Source organism: Burkholderia sp. GbtcB21, assembly GCF_019091065.1.
In the GTDB taxonomy this organism is placed as follows: Bacteria; Pseudomonadota; Gammaproteobacteria; order Burkholderiales; family Burkholderiaceae; genus Burkholderia; species Burkholderia pyrrocinia_C.
The window spans coordinates 151,217-170,061 of sequence record NZ_JAGXKA010000011.1; the positions used below are offsets into that span (position 1 = coordinate 151,217).

Here is an 18,845-nt window from a genome sequence, read left to right on the forward strand (position 1 = left end):
GTATGCGCCTCGGAGTCTGCTATTACCCGGAACACTGGCCGGAATCGATGTGGGCGAACGATGCCCGCCGGATGAAAGCGCTCGGCATCGAGCAGGTGCGGATCGCCGAATTCGCATGGAGCCGCATCGAGCCGTCGCCGGGCGAATACGACTGGGGCTGGCTCGACCGCGCGGTCGACGTGCTCGGCGCGGCCGGCCTCGAGATCGTGATGTGCACGCCGACCGCGACGCCGCCGAAATGGCTGGTCGACCGTCATCCCGACATCCTCGCGATCGGCGCGGACGGCCGGCCGCGCGCGTTCGGTTCGCGCCGCCACTACGACTTCTCGTCGCCGACCTATCTCGAAGCGTCGCGCCAGATCTGCACGGCGGTCGCCGAACGCTACGGCCGCCACCCGGCCGTGCGCTACTGGCAGACCGACAACGAGCTGGGTTGCCACCAGACGGTCGTCAGCTACTCGCCGGCCGCGCTCGTGCGCTTTCGCGAATGGCTGAAGGCGCGCTACGGCACGATCGGCGCGCTGAACCGCGCGTGGGGCACCGTGTTCTGGAGCATGGAGTATCGCCACTTCGACGAAGTCGATGCGCCCGTCGGCACCGTGACCGAGGCCCATCCGTCGCATCGCCTCGACTACCGGCGCTTCGCGTCCGACGAAGTCGCGCGCTATCACCGGATGCAGGTCGACGTGATCCGCGCGCACTCGCCGGGCCGGCCCGTCGCGCACAACTTCATGCAGCTGTTCACCGAGTTCGACCACTACGAGGTGGCGCGCGACCTCGACATCGCGACGTGGGACAGCTATCCGCTCGGCGCGCTCGAGGAACAATGGTTCGCGCCCGACGTGAAGGCACGCTGGCTGCGTACCGGCCATCCCGATTTCGCGTCGTTCAATCACGACGTGTATCGCGGCATGTCGAAGCTGCCGTTCTGGGTGATGGAGCAGCAGCCGGGGCCCGTGAACTGGGCGCATTGGAACCCCGCGCCGCTGCCGGGCATGGTGCGCCTGTGGAGCTGGGAGGCGTTCGCGCACGGCGCCGGCTGCGTGTCGTACTTCCGCTGGCGGCAGGCGCCGTTCGCGCAGGAGCAGATGCATGCGGGCCTGCACACGCCGGACGACCAGCTCGACGAAGGCGGCCGCGAAGCGCAACGCGTCGCGCGCGAGATCGCGGCGGTGCACGATGCCGGCGCGGATGCGGACGCTCCGGTGCGCGCGCCCGTCGCGCTGATCTACGACTACGAGGCGAAGTGGCTGTTCGAGGTGCAGCCGCAAGGCGCCGATTTCCACTACCCGCGCTTCGCGTTCGAGTACTACTCGGCGCTGCGCTCGCTCGGCTTCGACGTCGACGTGGTCTCCGTGCATGCGCCGCTCGACGGCTATCGGCTCGTGGTCGTGCCGCCGCTGCCGATCGTGCCGGACGATTTCGCGGCGCGGCTCGCCGCATCGGGCGCACATGCCGTGTTCGGGCCGCGCACCGGCTCGAAGACCGTCGATCTGCAGATTCCGCCGGCGCTGCCGCCCGGCCCGCTCGCGTCGATCCTGCCGATCCGCGTGTGGCGCGTCGAATCGCTGCGGCCGAACGTGACCGAACGGATCGACGGCACGCTGCGCGACGGCTCGCCGCTCGCGGGCGATGCGCGCCACTGGCGCGACTTCGTCGAGCTGCACGACGACACGCGCAGCGTCGTGCGTGCACGCTTCGCCGACGGTCATCCGGCCTGCGTGTCGCATGGCGCGCTGCACTACTGGGCCGCACTGTTCGACGACGCGACCACCGCGCGACTGTTCGCCGATGTCGCGGCCGAAGCGGGCCTCGCGCCGACGCCGCTCGGCGACGGCGTGCGCGTAAGCCGGCGCGGCGGCCTGACCTACGTATTCAACTATGGAAGCACGCCGCACACGATCGACGCGGTGCCGCCGTCCGCGTTCGTGCTCGGCGCCGCGCAGGTCGAGCCGCAAGGCGTCGCCGTGTATCGAAGCCGTTCGTAGCACCCGCCACTGGCGCCGCGACGCGCCGGTCACGCACAACGACACCCAGGAATGGAGACAACCATGACACATCGCCCCCTTCGCGCCGCCGCCCGGCTCGCCGCGGCCGCCGCCATCGCGTTCGCTTCGTTCGGTGCCGCCGCGCCGGCGAGCGCCGGCACGCTGACCGTCAACATCGCGTTCAAGGGCGCCAGCCAGCGCGCGGTCTGGCAGTCGACGCTCGACGCGTTCCACAAGGCGCATCCCGACATCGACGTGAAGGCGACCTTCGTCGACGAGGAAGCGTACAAGGTGCAGCTCCCCGCGTGGCTCACGACCGTCGCGCCGGACGTCGTGAACTGGCACGCGGGCGAGCGGATGGCGTACTACGCGAAGCGCGGGCTGTTCGAGGACCTGAGCGGCGACTGGACGAAGAACGGCTGGGGCGCGATGTATGCGTCGACGCGCGACGCATCGTCGTATAACGGCAAGCAGTACGCGGCGCCGACCGTCTATTACTCGTGGGGGCTGTTCTACCGCAAGGACCTGTTCCGCAAGGTCGGCATCGCCGACGAGCCGAAGACCTGGGACCAGTTTCTCGATGCGTGCAAGAAGCTGAAGGCAGCCGGCATCACGCCGGTCGCGCTCGGCGGCCGCGACGCGTGGACGCTCGCCGGCTGGTTCGACTATCTCGACCTGCGCGTGAACGGCAACGCGTTCCACCAGCAGTTGATGGCCGGCGACGTGCCGTACACCGACCCGCGCGTGAAGAAGGTCTACACGACGTGGAAATCGCTGATCGATGCCGGCTACTTCATCGACAACGCGCTGTCCTACGATCTCGACGGCGCGCAGCCGTTCCTGTTCCAGGGCAAGGCCGCGATGATGCTGATGGGCACCTTCATCGCAGCGGGTTTCCCGCCGAACGTGAAACAGGAAATGGGCTACTACCGCTTCCCGATCATCGACCCGAAGGTGCCGACCGCCGAGGACGGCCCGGTCGAATCGCTGCACATCCCGACGAAAGCGAAGAACAAGGCCGACGCGCACACGTTCCTCGCCTTCGTGGAAACGCCCGAGATGGGCGCGAAGCTCGCGGAGGGCCTCGGCTCGCTGTCGGCCAACAGCAAGTCGCCCGAGCCGGCCGATCCGATCTCGCGCATCGGCTTCCGGATTCTTGCCGACACGAAGGGCGGCGTCGCGCAGTTCTACGATCGCGACATGACGAAGGAAATGGCCGACGAGGGGATGAAGGGCATGCAGCAGTTCCTGGCCGATCCCGCGCAGCTCGATACGGTGCTTGCGCAGCTCGAACAGACCCGCAAACGGATCTACAAGAAGTGACCGCGTGACCCAGCCGGCGGCCCTGTGCCGCCGCGTCAGTACAGGAGGCTTGCCGTGTCCAGTCCGATCACGTCCACCCAGCCCGCCGGCGCCGCGCCGCCGCCGCGCGGGGCATCCGCCGCCGCGCTGCCCGCGCGCCGCCCGTCGCCTGCCGTGCGGCGGCAACGGCGCGCCGCGTGGCTCTTTCTCGCGCCGGCCTGCGCAATGGTTGCCGTCTATGTGATCTGGCCGATCCTGTCGACGCTGTCGCTGAGCCTGTACAACTGGGACGGGATGACCGAGCGCAGCTTCGTCGGGCTCGCGAACTACGTCGAACTGCTGCACGCGCCGACGTTCTACACCGCGCTGCGCAACAACGTGATCTGGCTCGCGCTGTTCATGCTCGCGCCGCCGCTCGGCCTCGCGCTCGCGCTGTATTTGAACCAGGCGGTCGGCGGCATCCGGCTCGTGAAATCGCTGTTCTTCGCGCCGTTCGTGCTGTCCGGCGTGGTCGTCGGCCTGATCTTCTCGTGGTTCTACGATCCGACCTTCGGGTTGCTCGCGCTGCTCGCCGGGCACGGCATCCCGGTGCTCGGCGATGCGCGCTACGCGACGCTCGGCATCGTATTCGCCGCGCTGTGGCCGCAAACGGCGTACTGCATGATCCTGTACCTGACCGGCCTCACGTCGGTCAACCCGGAACAGATCGAGGCGGCGCGGATGGAAGGCGCGCGCGGCTTCGCGCTGCTGTGGCACGTCGTGCTGCCGCAACTGCGGCCGACCACCTTCATGGCGATCGTCGTCACGGTGATCGGCGCGCTGCGCAGCTTCGACCTGATCTCGGTAATGACGAGCGGCGGCCCGTTCGAGAGCTCGACCGTGCTTGCGTATTACATGTACGACCAGGCGATCAAGTACTACCGGCTTGGTTATTCCGCGTCGATCGCGGTCGTGCTGTTCGCGATCATGCTCGTCTACATCGTGTTCCAGTTGCGCCGCATGCTGCGCAACGAGCAATAACCCGACCGGTGGCCATCATGTTTCCGACTCCCGTTGCCCAATGGAAGCCCGTCTCGCGCAGGCTGTACAAGCTGTCGCTGCCCGTCGCGCTGCTGATCTGGCTGCTGCCGATGATCGCGGTGTTCGTCACGTCGGTGCGCTCGACCGAGGAACTGGTCGAAGGGCACTACTGGGGCTGGCCGCGACACTTCGCGATGGTCGAGAACTATCGCGACGCGCTGACGACGTCGCCGATGCTGCATTACTTCTGGAACAGCGTGCAGATCACCGTGCCGTCCGTGCTCGGCTCGATCGCGCTCGCGTCGATGGCCGGCTTCGCGCTCGCGACCTACCGGTTTCGCGGCAATGCCGCGCTGTTCGGCACGTTCGTCGCCGGCAACTTCGTGCCGGTGCAGGTGCTGATGATTCCGGTGCGCGACCTGTCGCTCCGGCTCGGCGTGTTCAATACCGTCGAAGCGCTGATCCTGTTCCACGTCGCGTTCCAGACCGGCTTCTGCACGCTGTTCCTGCGCAACTTCATCAAGCAGCTGCCGTTCGAGCTGATCGAGGCCGCACGCATCGAGGGCGCGGGCGAATGGACGGTGTTCTGGCGGATCGTGCTGCCGCTGATCCGGCCGGCGCTCGCGGCACTCGCGATCCTCGTGTTCACGTTCGTGTGGAACGATTACTTCTGGGCACTGTGCCTCACGCAAGGTGACGAAGCCGCGCCGATCACCGCGGGCGTCGCGGCGCTGAAGGGGCAATGGACGACGTCGTGGAACCTCGTGTCGGCCGGCTCGATCCTCGCCGCGCTGCCTTCTGTCGCGATGTTCTTCGCGATGCAGAAGCATTTCGTCGCGGGGCTCACGTTCGGCGCGACGAAAGGCTGAACGCGCGCCGCTCGCGTTTTCGTATCTCCCCCTCCGCATCGTGAGGTTGCCCGCTTCGGCGGGCTTTTTTTGTTGCGGATTGGGTTGAATCCGCAACCCTAAGCGGTCAATCAGGTTTGCCGCTAACGGCCCATCAGGCTTTGGCGCTGGTAGGATTCACGTCTGGCTGGATGAATCGGAGCGAATCAGCAAATGAAATTCGAGATCGAAGGGAAAGCGGAAATCATCTCGCCAACTCCACGACAGATCACCCGATTGCTGCAATCGCTGCGAAGCTATGGCAAATCTTCTTATGCATCGTTGACTGACGCTCGTGGTAACTACGTGCAGGTAGCGGGCGGCGGTGCTAGTTGCATGATCGAGCGTTACGAATTTGATGCGCAGCGGTGGAGGGCATTCCACGACAAACCGTCACCCGTGCGCGCCGATGGAACCGTCTTGGTTTTCCGGGCGGGCAACATTCCGATGCGCTCAGATGAATGGTTCATGGCCGACCAAGTTGTCGAAGTATTTCTGGCCTTCTTAAACGGTGTCCCATACCCACCATTTGTTCATTGGCGACCAGCGCCGGGCCTTTAAGCAACAGAATGCAGACGCCGGGAGGCGAGTTGGGCGGCTTCTGTACCTCAGTACTGTCGTCGATTCGAAGCTTGAATTCGACTGACCGAAGCTGGCCGAACCCGGAAGTTCGTCGCCGATCGGAGAACAGCTAGCCCTCTCGCGACGCAGAACCTCCGTAGCTGACCCGCTGCGGTCAGTGGTATCGACCGATAGCCGTCGTTCATTCGCTTCTAAACATCTGCGCAGTCACCATTTAGCTGCTTGTAATGCGTACCCCTTCGCTTCTTAAGCGCTGCAGAAACTGATTCCGTGCCACAGATGCGCTAGCCCAAAGATCGACAAGATCCCCCTCCCAAAGAAGAAATGTGGCTCTTAGCGGTATGTAGATGTATGCGCTCATGCCGCAACGAAGCACTGTGGCGCAACACCCAAGCACGTCATCTGCTTCGCTGGCCTCGAAGAGTTGGCCAAAGCCGTCCCACGGGTTTAGCTTGCCGGAGCATGTCGATTCCATTTCCTCCAATAGTGAATTCTCAAGCTCCCCATACCTCGACCAATCCGTGACCTGGAGCAAACAGGTTCTCGGCGGCTCAAGATAGCTGCGAATGCCGTCGACAATCACGGAAGCTGCCCCATCATTTTCCGGCACTGCGAATTGCAAATACGATGTGTGGCCTAGTCCGGCCTTCCCGTACGGCGCTTCAATACATTCTTCGTTTTTCAGCCACGTCGAACAATCGGAAGGGGACAGCGATTTCATGTCGGTACCCGAGCATGTTGCGCAAGTAGGAGGTAGATCCAATTGTCGACCAATTAAGTGGTCGCGTCTAACGTCTGAAATTGGCCGCAAGCAGGCTCGTGCCAAACGATACGGCCATGCATTTAAGGTCTAAGGCTGGCGCGAGATCGTTACGACGCGCTGCTATCCATCACGAGCAACGGGTTTAACACCTGTATGATCTCGGCCTGACCGATGACTCGTGGCCCCTCGGCAACGTCCAGTACGCGGCCGGTCCAGAGCGTATGTGGATAGGCCTCTGGTGTAACCAGCCAGACCTCGGCCAAGCACTGCTCACGTGTCGCCACGCTGCGTCCCTCCGCGAACTCGTGATGGGCTGACGACCAATAGTTCGGCCGGATTTTGTAGATCGGACGATAGCCTGTCCGGACATGCTTTACCGTGCCCTCGTGTGTAAGCGCGGTCAGCATGAACATCACCAGCAAGTCAGGTAGTCGGGTTGGGCGACTCAAGTAGTGGTTCCTAAAAGCTTGTACAGAAGAACGACATGCAAATTGTCGCCGATCCAGACGTCGTTGTCGGTTGACCGCTCCTGGCCGGATGCCGCCCGACGCGTTCGGCTGTAGCCGACCCATTGCTGCCGGTCGAGCCGTTGTACCTCCGAGGGCGAGTGTCGGAGCACAACGGTGCCCAATGGTCAGAGATCTCCGCGCACTTCACCGGTTCCCAGCACGCTCCGCTGCCGGTTGACTTCCGCCCAAAGCTCGTCGCTGTCGTCGTCGCGCAGCACGACCATCCAGTCCAGTTGATCGTCGGTCACGCCGAAGTACTCGAGAATTTCCCGCCGAACCGCACCGACGAACTGCGCGTATTCCGGGGTCGCCTGCGCCTGCGCGTGCAGGGCGTCGTATGCTGCATCGTCCGCGCCGCCGCCGTGCTCGTCGATATAGCGCGAGATCCACTGGTCGCGTTCGTGGTCGTAATCGGCCTCGGCGCGCATCGCTTGCACAGCCGTGTAGAAATCCAGTTGGGCAAACGCGGCGATCGCCGCCGTTGTCGCCTCGTCGAATGTCGTCGTCATTCCATCTCTCACTTCAGTCATGGCACATCATCGGTAACGCCGGGAAGCCCCTATCGCGGGCGGTTTCAGGTCGTTAGCGAGAAAACCGGCAGTCCTGTTCCGCCCCCCGTATTCGTTCACTGCATCGGACGGGTCATCGTATCAGGCACTTTTAACGGGAAGGATTCAGGCTACCCGGACGGTTTACCAGGTTTGCCCGACCACCAGCCGATTTGCCTGCCGGCTTCCCCGCCCGCGGCTTGCCGGCCGGTTTGCTGCGCGGCTTCTGCACGCTGAACGGGCTACCGATGGTGTAGTCCGTTCCCGTGCCGACGACTGGCTTCGCAGCGCCCAGACTTGCGCTTGCCTTCACCACCTTGCGTATGCGGCTTCTTGCCCGGCGCTTGCTTGGCGACCGGCGCAGCTTGCGGCACCTTGGGCTTCTTCGGTTTCCTTGGCCTGCACCGGCGTGGGTGTCTGGTAATCGAGGCCCCGCAGATTACGCAGCAACGGCTCGATCAGGCCAAGCAAGGCAAAAGACATGGACGTGTTTCGGGCCAAAACCGCAATTCTAGCGGTTACTGCGCCGGCCAAGCTCCGCCCGTGCCCCCGCGCAACCGCACATCCACCGCGCCGATATTCTTCTCGTGTGCGACCAGCATCAGCGACAGCGCATGATGCATATCCCGATCGGCGAGCGTCGGCAGCAACGTCTGCAGCTTGCGCACGACCCAGCGCTGGCCGCGATTCAGGAACGCCATGCGCTCCGCCAGATCGTCGATCGCCATCGCTTTCTCGTAGAACGCGCCGGTGGCGCGCGTTGGAACCGCGTCGAGCGACCGGATCGCGTCGACGAGCACGCCGCACCAGTGCGCTTCGTCCTGACGGATATGTGCGATCAGCCGATGCAGTTCGGGGGCATCCGTCACTTCGGCCGCCGTCTCGGAAGCGACACGCGCGCCCGCGCGCTCAGCCTCCAGCAGTTCGTCGAGCGCCGCCAGCAGCGCGGTGCGGCCTTCATGCGGAATCTGGACGGCGCGGGCGTCGGGCCCGTCACCACGCGTCGGAATCGACATGCGGCATCCTCCTTTCAGTATCGGCGGCGCGTCACGCTCGACGGCTCGAAACGCGTGTCGCGCGGATGTGCGCAGGTCATGACGAGGCGCACATCCAATAGATCACACTGTGACATATTAGATTGTGGCGCCGCATCGTCAACGCACTTTGCTTGACTCACATCATCGCGCGAACGATCCGGCGCCCGCTCACGTCCACCCTTCAAGCCGCAACGTCGAACGCACGAGCCGCTGCTCCTCCTGCTCGATCTCGCGCAGATACTCGACGCACTGGCGGATATGTTCGCTCGCGGCCTTGCGCGCCTGCTCGGGCAGCCGCCCCGTGACCGCGTTGTAGAGCCGCGCATGCTGCCGGTCGATCTGCTTCTTCAGCGGCTCGCGGTGATAGAGGTTGTTCACCGACGCGAACACCGAACTGAGCAGCAGGTCGGTCAGCGACTGCAGCGTGTTGACGAGCACCGGGTTGTGCGACGCCTCGCAGATCGCGAGATGGAACGCGTGGTCGAGCTTCGCGCGCGCGGCGGGATCGAGATCCTGCGCGTCGGCCGCCGTCATTTCGTCGTAGCGACGCTTGATCAGGATGAAATCGGCCGACGTGCCGCGCAACGCGGCGAGCCGCGCGGCCTCGGCCTCGAGCATCCCGCGCACCTCGAACAGGTCGTACAGCGTGCGCGGCTGCGAGCCGAGCAGATGCATCATCGGCGTGATTTCGCGCTGCGGGGTCAGGCTCGCGACGAACGAACCCTTGCCGTGCATCGTGTCGATGATCCCGCGCGCGTGCAGCAGCTTCATTCCTTCGCGCACGGCCGTGCGCGATACGCCGAGCTTCTCGGTCAGCCGCCGTTCGGACGGCAGCGCCTGCCCGGCCTTCAGCACGCCGTCGACGATCAGCTTCTCGATCCGCTCGGCGACGACGTCGGCCACGCGCCGCGCCGGCCCCTCTCGATCCTGCATTTCCATACTGGTACGACCACTTTTGACGAATATCCCCGATTTTCGCACGAACCCTTGTCCTGATTCGGTTTTCTGGTTCTCCGCGTGACAGCTTCCGGGTGCCTTTATAAAAACTGGTACGACCACATGGAAGACGTCTGGACATGCGTGCCTGGCCCGCCAAGAATCCCGTCCATCCGGCGTGTCGCGCATCGCGCGGCCGCCCGCATGGTGGAGATGGAGACGGAGACAGACCCATGAGTTTCATCTACGACGAACGGATCGACGGCCCGCTGGCGACCGTCGGCCGCGACACGCTCGTCGCCGCGCTGCACGCGGCGGCGCCCGGCCTCGACGTGCTGCACGAACGCGAGGCGCTCAAGCCGTTCGAATGCGACGGCCTCGCCGCGTACCGCACGGTGCCGCTCGCGGTCGTGCTGCCCGACACGGTCGAGCAGGTGCGCGCGGTGCTGCGCGTCGCGGCCGCGCACGGCGTGCCGGTGGTGGCGCGCGGCGCGGGCACGGGGCTGTCGGGCGGCGCGATGCCGCTCGAAAAAGGCATCCTGCTCGTGATGGCGAAGTTCAACCGGATTCTCGACATCGACCCCGACGCCGGCACCGCGCGCGTGCAGCCCGGCGTGCGCAACCTCGCGATCTCGCAGGCGGCCGCGCCGCACGGCCTCTACTACGCGCCCGATCCGTCGTCGCAGATCGCGTGCTCGATCGGCGGCAACGTGGCCGAAAACGCGGGCGGCGTGCACTGCCTGAAATACGGGCTCACGGTGCACAACATCCTGAAGATCGAGATCCTGACGATCGACGGCGACACGCTCACGCTCGGCGCCGACGCGCTCGACGCACCGGGCTTCGACCTGCTCGCGCTGTTCACCGGCTCCGAAGGCATGCTCGGCATCGTCACCGAAGTGACCGTGAAGCTGCTGCCGAAACCGCCGTGCGTGAAGGTGCTGATGTCGAGCTTCGACGACGTCGCCGAGGCGGGCGCGGCGGTCGCGCGGATCATCGGCGCGGGCGTGATTCCCGGCGGCCTCGAGATGATGGACAACCTCGCGATCCGCGCGGCCGAGGATTTCATCCACGCGGGCTACCCGGTCGATGCGCAGGCGATCCTGCTGTGCGAGCTCGACGGCGCGGCGAGCGACGTCGACGAGGATGCAGAACGCGTCGCCGCGCTGCTGCGCGACGCGGGCGCAACCGAAATCCGCGTCGCGCGCGACGAGGCCGAGCGGCAGCGCTTCTGGGCCGGCCGCAAGAACGCGTTCCCCGCGGTCGGCCGCATGTCGCCCGACTACTACTGCATGGACGGCACGATCCCGCGCCGCGAGCTGCCGCGCGTGCTCGAAGGGATCGCCGCGCTGTCTGCCGAATACGGGCTGCCGGTCGCGAACGTGTTCCACGCGGGCGACGGCAACATGCACCCGCTGATCCTGTTCGACGCGAACCGGCCCGGCGAGCTCGACCGCGCGGAAGCGCTCGGCGGCCGAATCCTCGAGCTGTGCGTCGCGGCGGGCGGCAGCATCACCGGCGAGCACGGCGTCGGACGCGAGAAGATCAACCAGATGTGCGTGCAGTTCAACGCCGACGAAATCACGTTCTTCCACGCGGTGAAGGCCGCGTTCGATCCGCAGGGGCTGCTCAATCCCGGCAAGAACATCCCGACGCTGCACCGCTGCGCCGAATTCGGCGCGATGCACGTCCATCACGGCAAGCTGCCGTTTCCCGAACTGGAGCGCTTCTGATGCGACGCGAAATCGAATCGATCGACGACAGCGCAGCGCTCGTCGCCCAGGTCGACGCCGCGATCCACGACCGCCAGCCGCTGCACATCCGCGGCGCCGGCACGAAGGCGTTCCTCGGCCGCCCCGTCGAAGGCCGCACGCTCGACGTGCGCACGCATCGTGGCGTCGTCGCGTACGACCCGACCGAGCTCGTCGTCACCGCGCGCGCGGGCACGCCGCTCGCCGATCTCGAAGCGATGCTCGACTCGGCCGGCCAGATGCTGCCGTGCGAGCCACCCGCGTTCGGCGGCGCGGCAACGGTCGGCGGGATGTTCGCGGCGGCGCTGTCGGGGCCGCGCCGTCCGTGGGCCGGCGCGGTGCGCGACTTCGTGCTCGGCTGCCGCGTGATCACCGGCCACGCGAAGCACCTGCGCTTCGGCGGCGAGGTGATGAAGAACGTCGCGGGCTACGACGTGTCGCGTCTGCTCGCCGGCAGCTTCGGCTGCCTCGGCGTCGTGACCGAGGTATCGATGAAGGTGCTGCCGAAGCCGCGCGCGACGGGCGATCTCGCGTTGCCGCTCGCTGCCGGCGAAGCCGTGCAGCGCGTCGCCGCGTGGCGGCGCGCGGGGCTGCCGCTCGCGGGCGCGTGCCACGCGGACGGCGTGCTGCGCGTGCGGATCGAAGGCGGCGAGGGCTCGGTGAAGGCCGCGCGCGACACGATCGGCGGCGACCGGATGGACGACATCGACGACGCGTTCTGGGCACGGCTGCGCGATCTCGCGCTGCCATTCTTCGACGATCCGCGCCCGCTGTGGCGCGTATCGGTGCCGGCCGCCGCACCGCTCGACGCGTTGCCCGGCGCGCTGCTCGCCGACTGGGGCGGCGCACAGCGCTGGCTGAAGAGCGATGCCGCGCCGGCCGACGTGCAGCGGCTCGCCGCGCAATGGGGCGGCCACGCGACCTGCTTCACGCTGGGCACGACGCACGAGCCGTTCCAGCCGCTGCCGGGCGCGCTACTGCGCGTGCACCGGCAACTCAAGGCGCAACTCGACCCGCACGCGATCTTCAATCCCGGGCGCCTGTACGCCGACCTCTGACCTTCGAAGCGACCCGCCGATGCAAACCAATCTCAGCGAAGCAAGCAAGACCCTCGCCCGGGCCGACGAAGCGGAAGCGATCCTGCGCGCGTGCGTGCACTGCGGCTTCTGCAATGCGACCTGCCCGACCTACCAGATGCTCGGCAACGAGCTCGACGGGCCGCGCGGCCGCATCTACCTGATCAAGCAACTGCTTGAAGGCGAGCCGTGCGGCGAGCGCACGCAGCGGCATCTCGACCGCTGCCTGACCTGCCGCAACTGCGAGACGACCTGCCCGTCCGGCGTGCGCTATCACACGCTGCTCGACATCGGCCGCGCGGAAGCCGAGAAGCGCGCGCAGCGGCCCGCGCGCGAGCGCCTGCTGCGCGCGGGGCTGCGTCACGTGGTACCGCGCCCGGCGACGTTCGCCGCGTTATTGAAGGCCGGCCGCGCGCTGCGCCCGCTGCTGCCCGGCGCGCTGCAGGACAAGATCCCGGCCGCCGTGCCCGCGGCCGCGCCGCGCCCGGCCGTGCGTCATGCGCGGCGCGTGCTGATGCTCGAAGGCTGCGTGCAGCCCGCGCTGTCGCCGAACACCAATGCGGCCGCCGCGCGCGTGCTCGACCGGCTCGGCATCAGCGTGAGCCCGGCGCGCGAGGCCGGCTGCTGCGGCGCGACCGAATATCACCTGAACGCGCAGGACGCCGGCCTCGCCCGCGCACGCCGCAACATCGACGCGTGGTGGCCCGCGATCGAAGCCGGCGCGGAAGCGATCGTGCTGACGGCGAGCGGCTGCGGTGCGTTCGTCAAGGAATACGGCGACCTGCTGCGTTCCGACCCCGTCTATGCGGAGAAGGCGCGCCGCGTCGGCGCGCTCGCGCGCGATCTCGCCGAGGTGATCGCGGCCGAGCAGCTCGACGCGCTGGCCGATGCGACGCCACGCCGCGTCGCGGTCCATTGCCCGTGCACGCTGCAGCACGCGCAGCGTCTCGGCGGCGCGGTCGAAAGCATCCTGACGCGGCTCGGCTTCGATCTGACGAATGTCGCCGACGGCCACCTGTGCTGCGGCTCGGCCGGCACGTATTCGCTGACGCAGCCCGAACTCGCGACGAAACTGCGCGACAACAGGCTCGATGCGCTGGAAGCCGTGCGGCCGGACCTGATTGTCACGGCCAACGTCGGCTGCCAGACTCACTTGAACAGCGCGGGCCGCACGCCCGTGCGCCACTGGATCGAGCTCGTCGACAACCGACTGATCAACTGACCTGGTTCCGGAGGACATCCATGCAGACGAAACCCGAACTCGAACTCGCCGATGCCGACCGCATGCTCGCCGCCGCCCGCGCGGAAGCGGAACGCCACGGCTGGGCCGTGTCGATCGCCGTCGTCGACGACGGCGGCCACCTGCTCGCGTTCGCGCGGCTGAACGGCGCATCGCCGGCCAGCGCGACCATCGCGCAGGACAAGGCGCGCGCAGCGGCGCTCGGCCGTCGCGAGACGAAGGCTTATGAGGATATGATCAACGGTGGCCGCACCGCGTTTCTCAGCGTGCCGCTGACGGGGTTGCTCGAAGGCGGCGTGCCGGTCACGGTCGGCGGCCGGATTGCGGGCGCGATCGGCGTGTCTGGCGTAAAGTCCGAGCAGGACGCGCAGATCGCCCGCGTCGGCACACAAAGCGTCGCGACATAAAGGAGGGCCTGCTCACGCTAATAACGGGCTTGCGCTGGCCACCAGAAGGGCCGAGCGCAAGGACTGCGACGAAGCGAATACTCGACGTATTCGCAAGGAGCATGACGCAGCGATCGGCCCTTCTGGTGGCCAGCCCCACAAATGGTTTTTTTAAATCACGGGAACGAGCCTTGCCGGCCGCATTGCGGCGTCGCGCGTCGCTTGTTTGGCTCGGCCAAACGGCGCTCCTTGCTCCTTGCACTACGACCGGCAAGGCTCGTTCGCAAGCCCGTTATTAGCGTGAGCAGGCCCTCTAGCCGCGCGCGCATTTTTCCCCGGGAGGATAACGATGATCGACCAAGCAGGACTGCAAGTCGCGCCAGCGCTGAGCCAGTTCATTGAAAACGAAGCACTGCCGGGCACCGGCATCGACAAGGCCGCATTCTGGAGCGGTTTCTCGGCCCTGGTGCACGATCTGGCGCCGCGCAACCGCGAACTGCTCGCGGAACGCGACCGCCTGCAGCAGGAACTCGACACCTGGCACCGCGCGCACCCCGGCCCCGTGCGCGACCACGCCGCTTATCGCGCGTTCCTCGAAAAAATCGGCTACCTCGTGCCGGTCCCGTCGAACGTCGCGGCAGCCACCGCGAACGTCGACAGCGAGATCGCCACGCAGGCCGGCCCGCAGCTCGTCGTACCGCTGTCGAACGCGCGTTATGCGCTGAACGCCGCGAACGCCCGCTGGGGCAGCCTGTACGACGCGCTGTACGGCACCGACGCGCTGCCCGAGGACGGCGGCGCCGAACGCACCGCGACCTACAACCCGACGCGCGGCCAGCGCGTGATCGACTACGCGCGCAACGTGCTCGACAACGCGGCGCCGCTCGCGAGCGGCTCGCACGGCGACGCGCTGCGCTATCGCGTGCAGGACGGCCAGCTCGCCGTCGAAACCGCGAAGGGTGTCGTGCATCTCGCACAGCCGGCGCTGTTCGTCGGCTACCAGGGCGCAGCCGGCGCACCGTCCGCGATCCTGCTGAAGCACAACGGCCTGCACATCGAGATCCAGATCGACGCGTCGACGCCGATCGGCCGCGCCGATCTCGCGAACGTGAAGGACGTGGTGCTCGAAGCGGCGGTCAGCACGATCATCGACTGCGAGGATTCGGTCGCGGCGGTCGACGCCGACGACAAGGTCCAGCTCTACCGCAACTGGCTCGGCCTGATGCAGGGCACGCTGGTCGAGGAAGTCGCGAAGGGCGGCAAGAGCTTCACGCGCCGCCTGAACGCCGACCGCGACTACACGACGCCCGACGGCGGCACGCTGTCGCTGCACGGCCGCTCGCTGCTGTTCGTGCGCAACGTCGGCCACCTGATGACCAACGGCGCGGTGCTCGACCGCGACGGCAACGAAATTCCGGAAGGGATCCTCGACGGCGTCGTCACGACGCTGTGCGCGCTGCACGACCTGAAGGCGAAGCGCAACTCGCGCACGGGTTCGATCTACATCGTGAAGCCGAAGATGCACGGCCCGGTCGAAGTCGCGTTCGCCGATACGCTGTTCGCGCGCATCGAGGATCTGTACGGCCTGCCGCGCAACACGCTGAAGATGGGCATCATGGACGAGGAGCGCCGCACCAGCGTGAACCTCGCCGCGTGCATCGCGGCGGCCGCCGCGCGGGTCGCATTCATCAACACCGGCTTCCTCGACCGCACCGGCGACGAGATGCACAGCGCGATGGAAGCAGGCCCGATGATCCGCAAGGGCGACATGAAGTCGTCGGCCTGGATCACGTCGTACGAGCGCAACAACGTGCTCGCGGGCCTGTCGGCCGGCCTGCGCGGCCGCGCGCAAATCGGCAAGGGCATGTGGGCGATGCCGGACCTGATGCACGCGATGCTCGAGCAGAAGATCGCGCATCCGCGCGCGGGTGCGAACACCGCGTGGGTGCCGTCGCCGACCGCCGCGACGCTGCACGCGCTGCACTACCACCTCGTCGACGTGCAGGCCGTCCAGCAGGCGCTCGAAAAGACGCCGTACGCGAGCGAGCGCGACGCGCTGCTCGAAGGCCTGCTGACCGTGCCGGTCGTCGAGCGTGCCGAATGGAGCGAAGACGAGATCCTGAGCGAGGTCGAGAACAACGCGCAGGGCATCCTCGGCTACGTCGTGCGCTGGGTCGAACAGGGCGTCGGCTGCTCGAAGGTGCCCGACATCCACGACGTCGGCCTGATGGAAGACCGCGCGACGCTGCGCATTTCGAGCCAGCACATCGCGAACTGGCTGCGCCACGGCGTGATCACCGAGGCCTTCGTGCTCGACGTGTTCAAGCGGATGGCGCGCGTCGTCGACCAGCAGAACGCCGGCGACCCGAACTATCGCCCGATGGCGCCCGGCTACGACCAGTCGACCGCGTTCAAGGCCGCGTGCGCGCTCGCGCTGCAGGGCACGTCGCAGCCGAGCGGCTATACCGAGCCGCTGCTGCACCGGTTCCGGCTCGCGTTCAAGGCGCAACAGCACGGCGCCTGAGCATGCGCATGCGGGCCCGTCCCGCATGCCGGCTCCGCGAAACGGGCGGCCCTCATCGCCGCCCGTTTTTTCATTTTTACGTTCGCGCGACCGTTGAAACCGTATGTTGAAACCGTATGTTGAAACCGATAATCGGAACATATCGCGCGCTTTCAAGTTTTGCGTGCGCCGGCCATTAATCCGTCTGAATCGGCGGCCGTACGCCGCACGCTTGCACCCGCCACGCGGCAAAACCTTGCGCAGTAACGCTCTGCCCAATATTTGCAAGCCCGGGATTTCACGGTAATTTGACCCTGATCAACGGGTCGCAACATTTTCCGCGCACGCGAATGCGCGCGTTATACTCCGTTGAATCCGCGCCGCCCGATTCGTCGGATCGTCGAATCGCGGCAGATGCCGCCAATGAATACGTGATTTGCCGATATATCTGGCCGCGATTACCGATAATCGGTGTCCATTTTCTCCGCCGGGGCGGGAAGAAGGCGCCGGAAGGCGCCGCACACCGTATCGCTGCCGACACGTCATACGAACAATCGCATCGGCCCGCCGCCTGGCGACGATGCCCATCGATCCACGGACCATGGCAGAAACCGACTACGCAATGCCCAGCGAATCCGGCCGGACAAGCCGTGTCGCCGCTCATCTGCGCCGGTTCCTGCTGCCGCACCTGATCTTCTATACGGGGCTGCTGATCGCGCTGGTCCTGCTGCTCCTGTGCGGGATCCTGCTGTACGAAGGCCGCATCGACGCGCGCGACCGCTCGCGCACGATGCAGCAGAACCTCGCGCTGATGGCGTCGTGGGACATCGAGCGCAACATCGAGATCTATTCGCTGTCGCTGCAGGCCGTCGTCGACGGCGCGAACGACCCCGCGGTCACTGCGCTGCCGATGCCGCTGCGCCGCCAGGTGCTGTTCGACCGCGCGACGACGGCCAAGTACCTCGGCGGCATCTACGTGCTCGACGCAAAGGGCGACATCGAGGTCGACGGCAAGAGCGACGTGCCGCGCAAGGTCAACTTCGGCGACGAGCCGTATTTCACCATCCACCGCGACCACCCCGACGTCGGCCTGTACGTGAGCAACCCGTACCATTCGCGGCTGCGCGGCGGCTCGCCGAGCATCGCGCTCAGCCGGCGAATCACGAAGCCCGACGGGTCGTTCGGCGGCGTCGCGGTGATGTCGATCCGGCTCGAATATTTCCAGAACCTGTTCTCGCGCCTGTCGCTCGGCGACCGCGGCTCGGTCGCGTTGATCAACACGCGCGGCCTGATGCTCGCGCGCGAACCGTACGACCCGAAGATCGTCGGCCGCGACATCAGCCGCGCCAGCACGTTCCGGCATTTCATGACCGCCAGCGAAGGCAGCTTCGCCGACACCGCGACGATCGACGGCGTGCGGCGCCTGTACGTGTTCCGGCACCTCGATCACCTGCCGCTCATCGTCATGGTCGCGCGCTCGGAAGCGGACACCTACGCCGCGTGGTACGACCGTGCGATTCCGATCGGCTCCGCGATGGTCGCGCTCGCGATCGGCTTCGTCGGCCTGTCGCTGCTGCTCGACGTGCAGCTGCGCAAGCGTCATCGCGCGGAAACCGAGCTGCAGGCGCTCGCGCGCACCGACGGCCTCACGGGCCTCGACAACCGCCGGATGCTCGACGTCACGCTCGCGCGCGAATGGCGCCGCGCCGCGCGCTCGCAGCATGCGCTGTCGCTGCTGTTCATCGACGTCGATTATTTCAAGCACTACAACGACACGCAGGGCCACCAGGCCGGCGACGACGCGCTCGCCGCGGTCGGCCATTGCATCGGCGGCTGCCTGCGCCGCCCGGCCGACTATGCGGCGCGCTACGGCGGCGAGGAGTTCGTCGTGGTGCTGCCCGACGTCGACACCGACGGCGCGGTGACGATCGCCGAGACGATCCGCACGGGCATCCTCGATCTCGGCATCCGGCACGACGCCGGCACGGCCGGCCGCCTGACGGTGAGCATCGGCGTGACGACGAGCTATCCCGAACTCGACGACGACATGCAGGCCGCGCTGAAGCTCGCCGACGATGCGCTGTATCGCGCGAAGGAAGGCGGGCGCAACCGCATCGTCGTCCTGACGGCCGCGTCTCCCGACAATCTCGAGTCGCGGCGGGCCTGAGCGCCCGGACACCCGAGCCGCGGCGGGGCGGCCGCCCGGTCGCAGCCGCCCGCGTGCAAAATCGTCGACAATGTCGGCTCGATACGCCGCCGCGCGGCTGACGCGCCCGGCCGGCCCGCACCTGGCCGGCCGCACCTGGCCGGCCACACC

At 66.8% G+C, this 18,845-nt stretch carries 15 protein-coding genes and 2 pseudogenes; 11 read left to right on the plus strand and 6 right to left on the minus strand.

What is annotated here, in order from left to right:
- Positions 1-2: 2 nt before the first annotated feature.
- From KVT39_RS23645 to KVT39_RS23665, 5 genes are all read left to right on the plus strand, one after another.
- A complete protein-coding gene (locus KVT39_RS23645) occupies positions 3-1,988 on the plus strand; it encodes a beta-galactosidase (RefSeq protein ID WP_131946692.1) in 1,986 nt (661 codons plus the stop codon).
- 63 nt (positions 1,989-2,051) lie between these two features.
- Complete coding sequence (locus KVT39_RS23650) at positions 2,052-3,311, plus strand: ABC transporter substrate-binding protein (RefSeq protein WP_131946693.1); 1,260 nt, start codon at positions 2,052-2,054, stop codon at positions 3,309-3,311.
- A 54-nt stretch (positions 3,312-3,365) separates the two neighbouring features.
- Positions 3,366-4,310 carry a carbohydrate ABC transporter permease gene (locus tag KVT39_RS23655; RefSeq protein ID WP_217590326.1) on the plus strand — a complete coding sequence of 315 codons (945 nt, stop codon included), beginning with the start codon at positions 3,366-3,368 and terminating at the stop codon, positions 4,308-4,310.
- A gap of 17 nt (positions 4,311-4,327) precedes the next feature.
- Positions 4,328-5,179, plus strand: a complete 852-nt coding sequence (locus KVT39_RS23660; protein WP_034181814.1) for a carbohydrate ABC transporter permease — start codon at positions 4,328-4,330, stop codon at positions 5,177-5,179.
- 192 nt (positions 5,180-5,371) lie between these two features.
- The gene (locus tag KVT39_RS23665) at positions 5,372-5,758 is read left to right on the plus strand and encodes a hypothetical protein (protein ID WP_217590327.1); all 387 of its coding nucleotides are present in this window, start codon (positions 5,372-5,374) and stop codon (positions 5,756-5,758) included.
- Between the two features lie 235 nt (positions 5,759-5,993).
- Here KVT39_RS23665 and KVT39_RS23670 read toward each other — a convergent pair whose 3' ends face one another.
- The 6 genes and pseudogenes from KVT39_RS23670 to glcC all read right to left on the minus strand — a co-directional run bounded on the left by KVT39_RS23670 (position 5,994) and on the right by glcC (position 9,575).
- Entirely contained in the window at positions 5,994-6,500 is a 507-nt protein-coding gene (locus KVT39_RS23670) for a hypothetical protein (protein ID WP_146120971.1), read from the minus strand.
- A 149-nt stretch (positions 6,501-6,649) separates the two neighbouring features.
- A complete protein-coding gene (locus KVT39_RS23675) occupies positions 6,650-6,964 on the minus strand; it encodes a hypothetical protein (RefSeq protein ID WP_034181536.1) in 315 nt (104 codons plus the stop codon).
- 212 nt (positions 6,965-7,176) lie between these two features.
- Entirely contained in the window at positions 7,177-7,560 is a 384-nt protein-coding gene (locus tag KVT39_RS23680) for a hypothetical protein (protein WP_034181535.1), read from the minus strand.
- Between the two features lie 151 nt (positions 7,561-7,711).
- Positions 7,712-8,000, minus strand: a pseudogene (locus KVT39_RS38075) (ATP-dependent helicase); the annotation flags it as partial.
- Positions 8,001-8,117: 117 nt separating this feature from the next.
- Positions 8,118-8,552, minus strand: a pseudogene (locus KVT39_RS23690) (DUF6306 domain-containing protein); the annotation flags it as partial.
- A 252-nt stretch (positions 8,553-8,804) separates the two neighbouring features.
- Entirely contained in the window at positions 8,805-9,575 is a 771-nt protein-coding gene (gene glcC, locus KVT39_RS23695; RefSeq protein WP_034181533.1) for a transcriptional regulator GlcC, read from the minus strand.
- 230 nt (positions 9,576-9,805) lie between these two features.
- Here glcC and glcD point away from each other — a divergent pair, with 230 nt between their 5' ends.
- The 6 genes from glcD (at position 9,806) to KVT39_RS23725 (ending at position 18,695) form a co-directional block, all read left to right on the plus strand.
- Positions 9,806-11,305, plus strand: a complete 1,500-nt coding sequence (glcD, locus tag KVT39_RS23700; RefSeq protein WP_217590329.1) for a glycolate oxidase subunit GlcD — start codon at positions 9,806-9,808, stop codon at positions 11,303-11,305.
- Entirely contained in the window at positions 11,305-12,381 is a 1,077-nt protein-coding gene (glcE, locus tag KVT39_RS23705) for a glycolate oxidase subunit GlcE (RefSeq protein WP_217590330.1), read from the plus strand. Before glcD ends, glcE begins: the two co-directional genes overlap by 1 nt.
- A 19-nt stretch (positions 12,382-12,400) precedes the next feature.
- Positions 12,401-13,621, plus strand: coding sequence for a glycolate oxidase subunit GlcF (gene glcF, locus KVT39_RS23710; RefSeq protein WP_217590331.1), 1,221 nt, complete (start codon positions 12,401-12,403; stop codon positions 13,619-13,621).
- 20 nt (positions 13,622-13,641) lie between these two features.
- The gene (locus tag KVT39_RS23715) at positions 13,642-14,046 is read left to right on the plus strand and encodes a heme-binding protein (RefSeq protein WP_105390632.1); all 405 of its coding nucleotides are present in this window, start codon (positions 13,642-13,644) and stop codon (positions 14,044-14,046) included.
- Positions 14,047-14,374: 328 nt separating this feature from the next.
- The gene (locus KVT39_RS23720) at positions 14,375-16,549 is read left to right on the plus strand and encodes a malate synthase G (protein WP_217590332.1); all 2,175 of its coding nucleotides are present in this window, start codon (positions 14,375-14,377) and stop codon (positions 16,547-16,549) included.
- 580 nt (positions 16,550-17,129) lie between these two features.
- The gene (locus KVT39_RS23725; RefSeq protein ID WP_034181527.1) at positions 17,130-18,695 is read left to right on the plus strand and encodes a sensor domain-containing diguanylate cyclase; all 1,566 of its coding nucleotides are present in this window, start codon (positions 17,130-17,132) and stop codon (positions 18,693-18,695) included.
- Positions 18,696-18,845 lie beyond the last annotated feature (150 nt).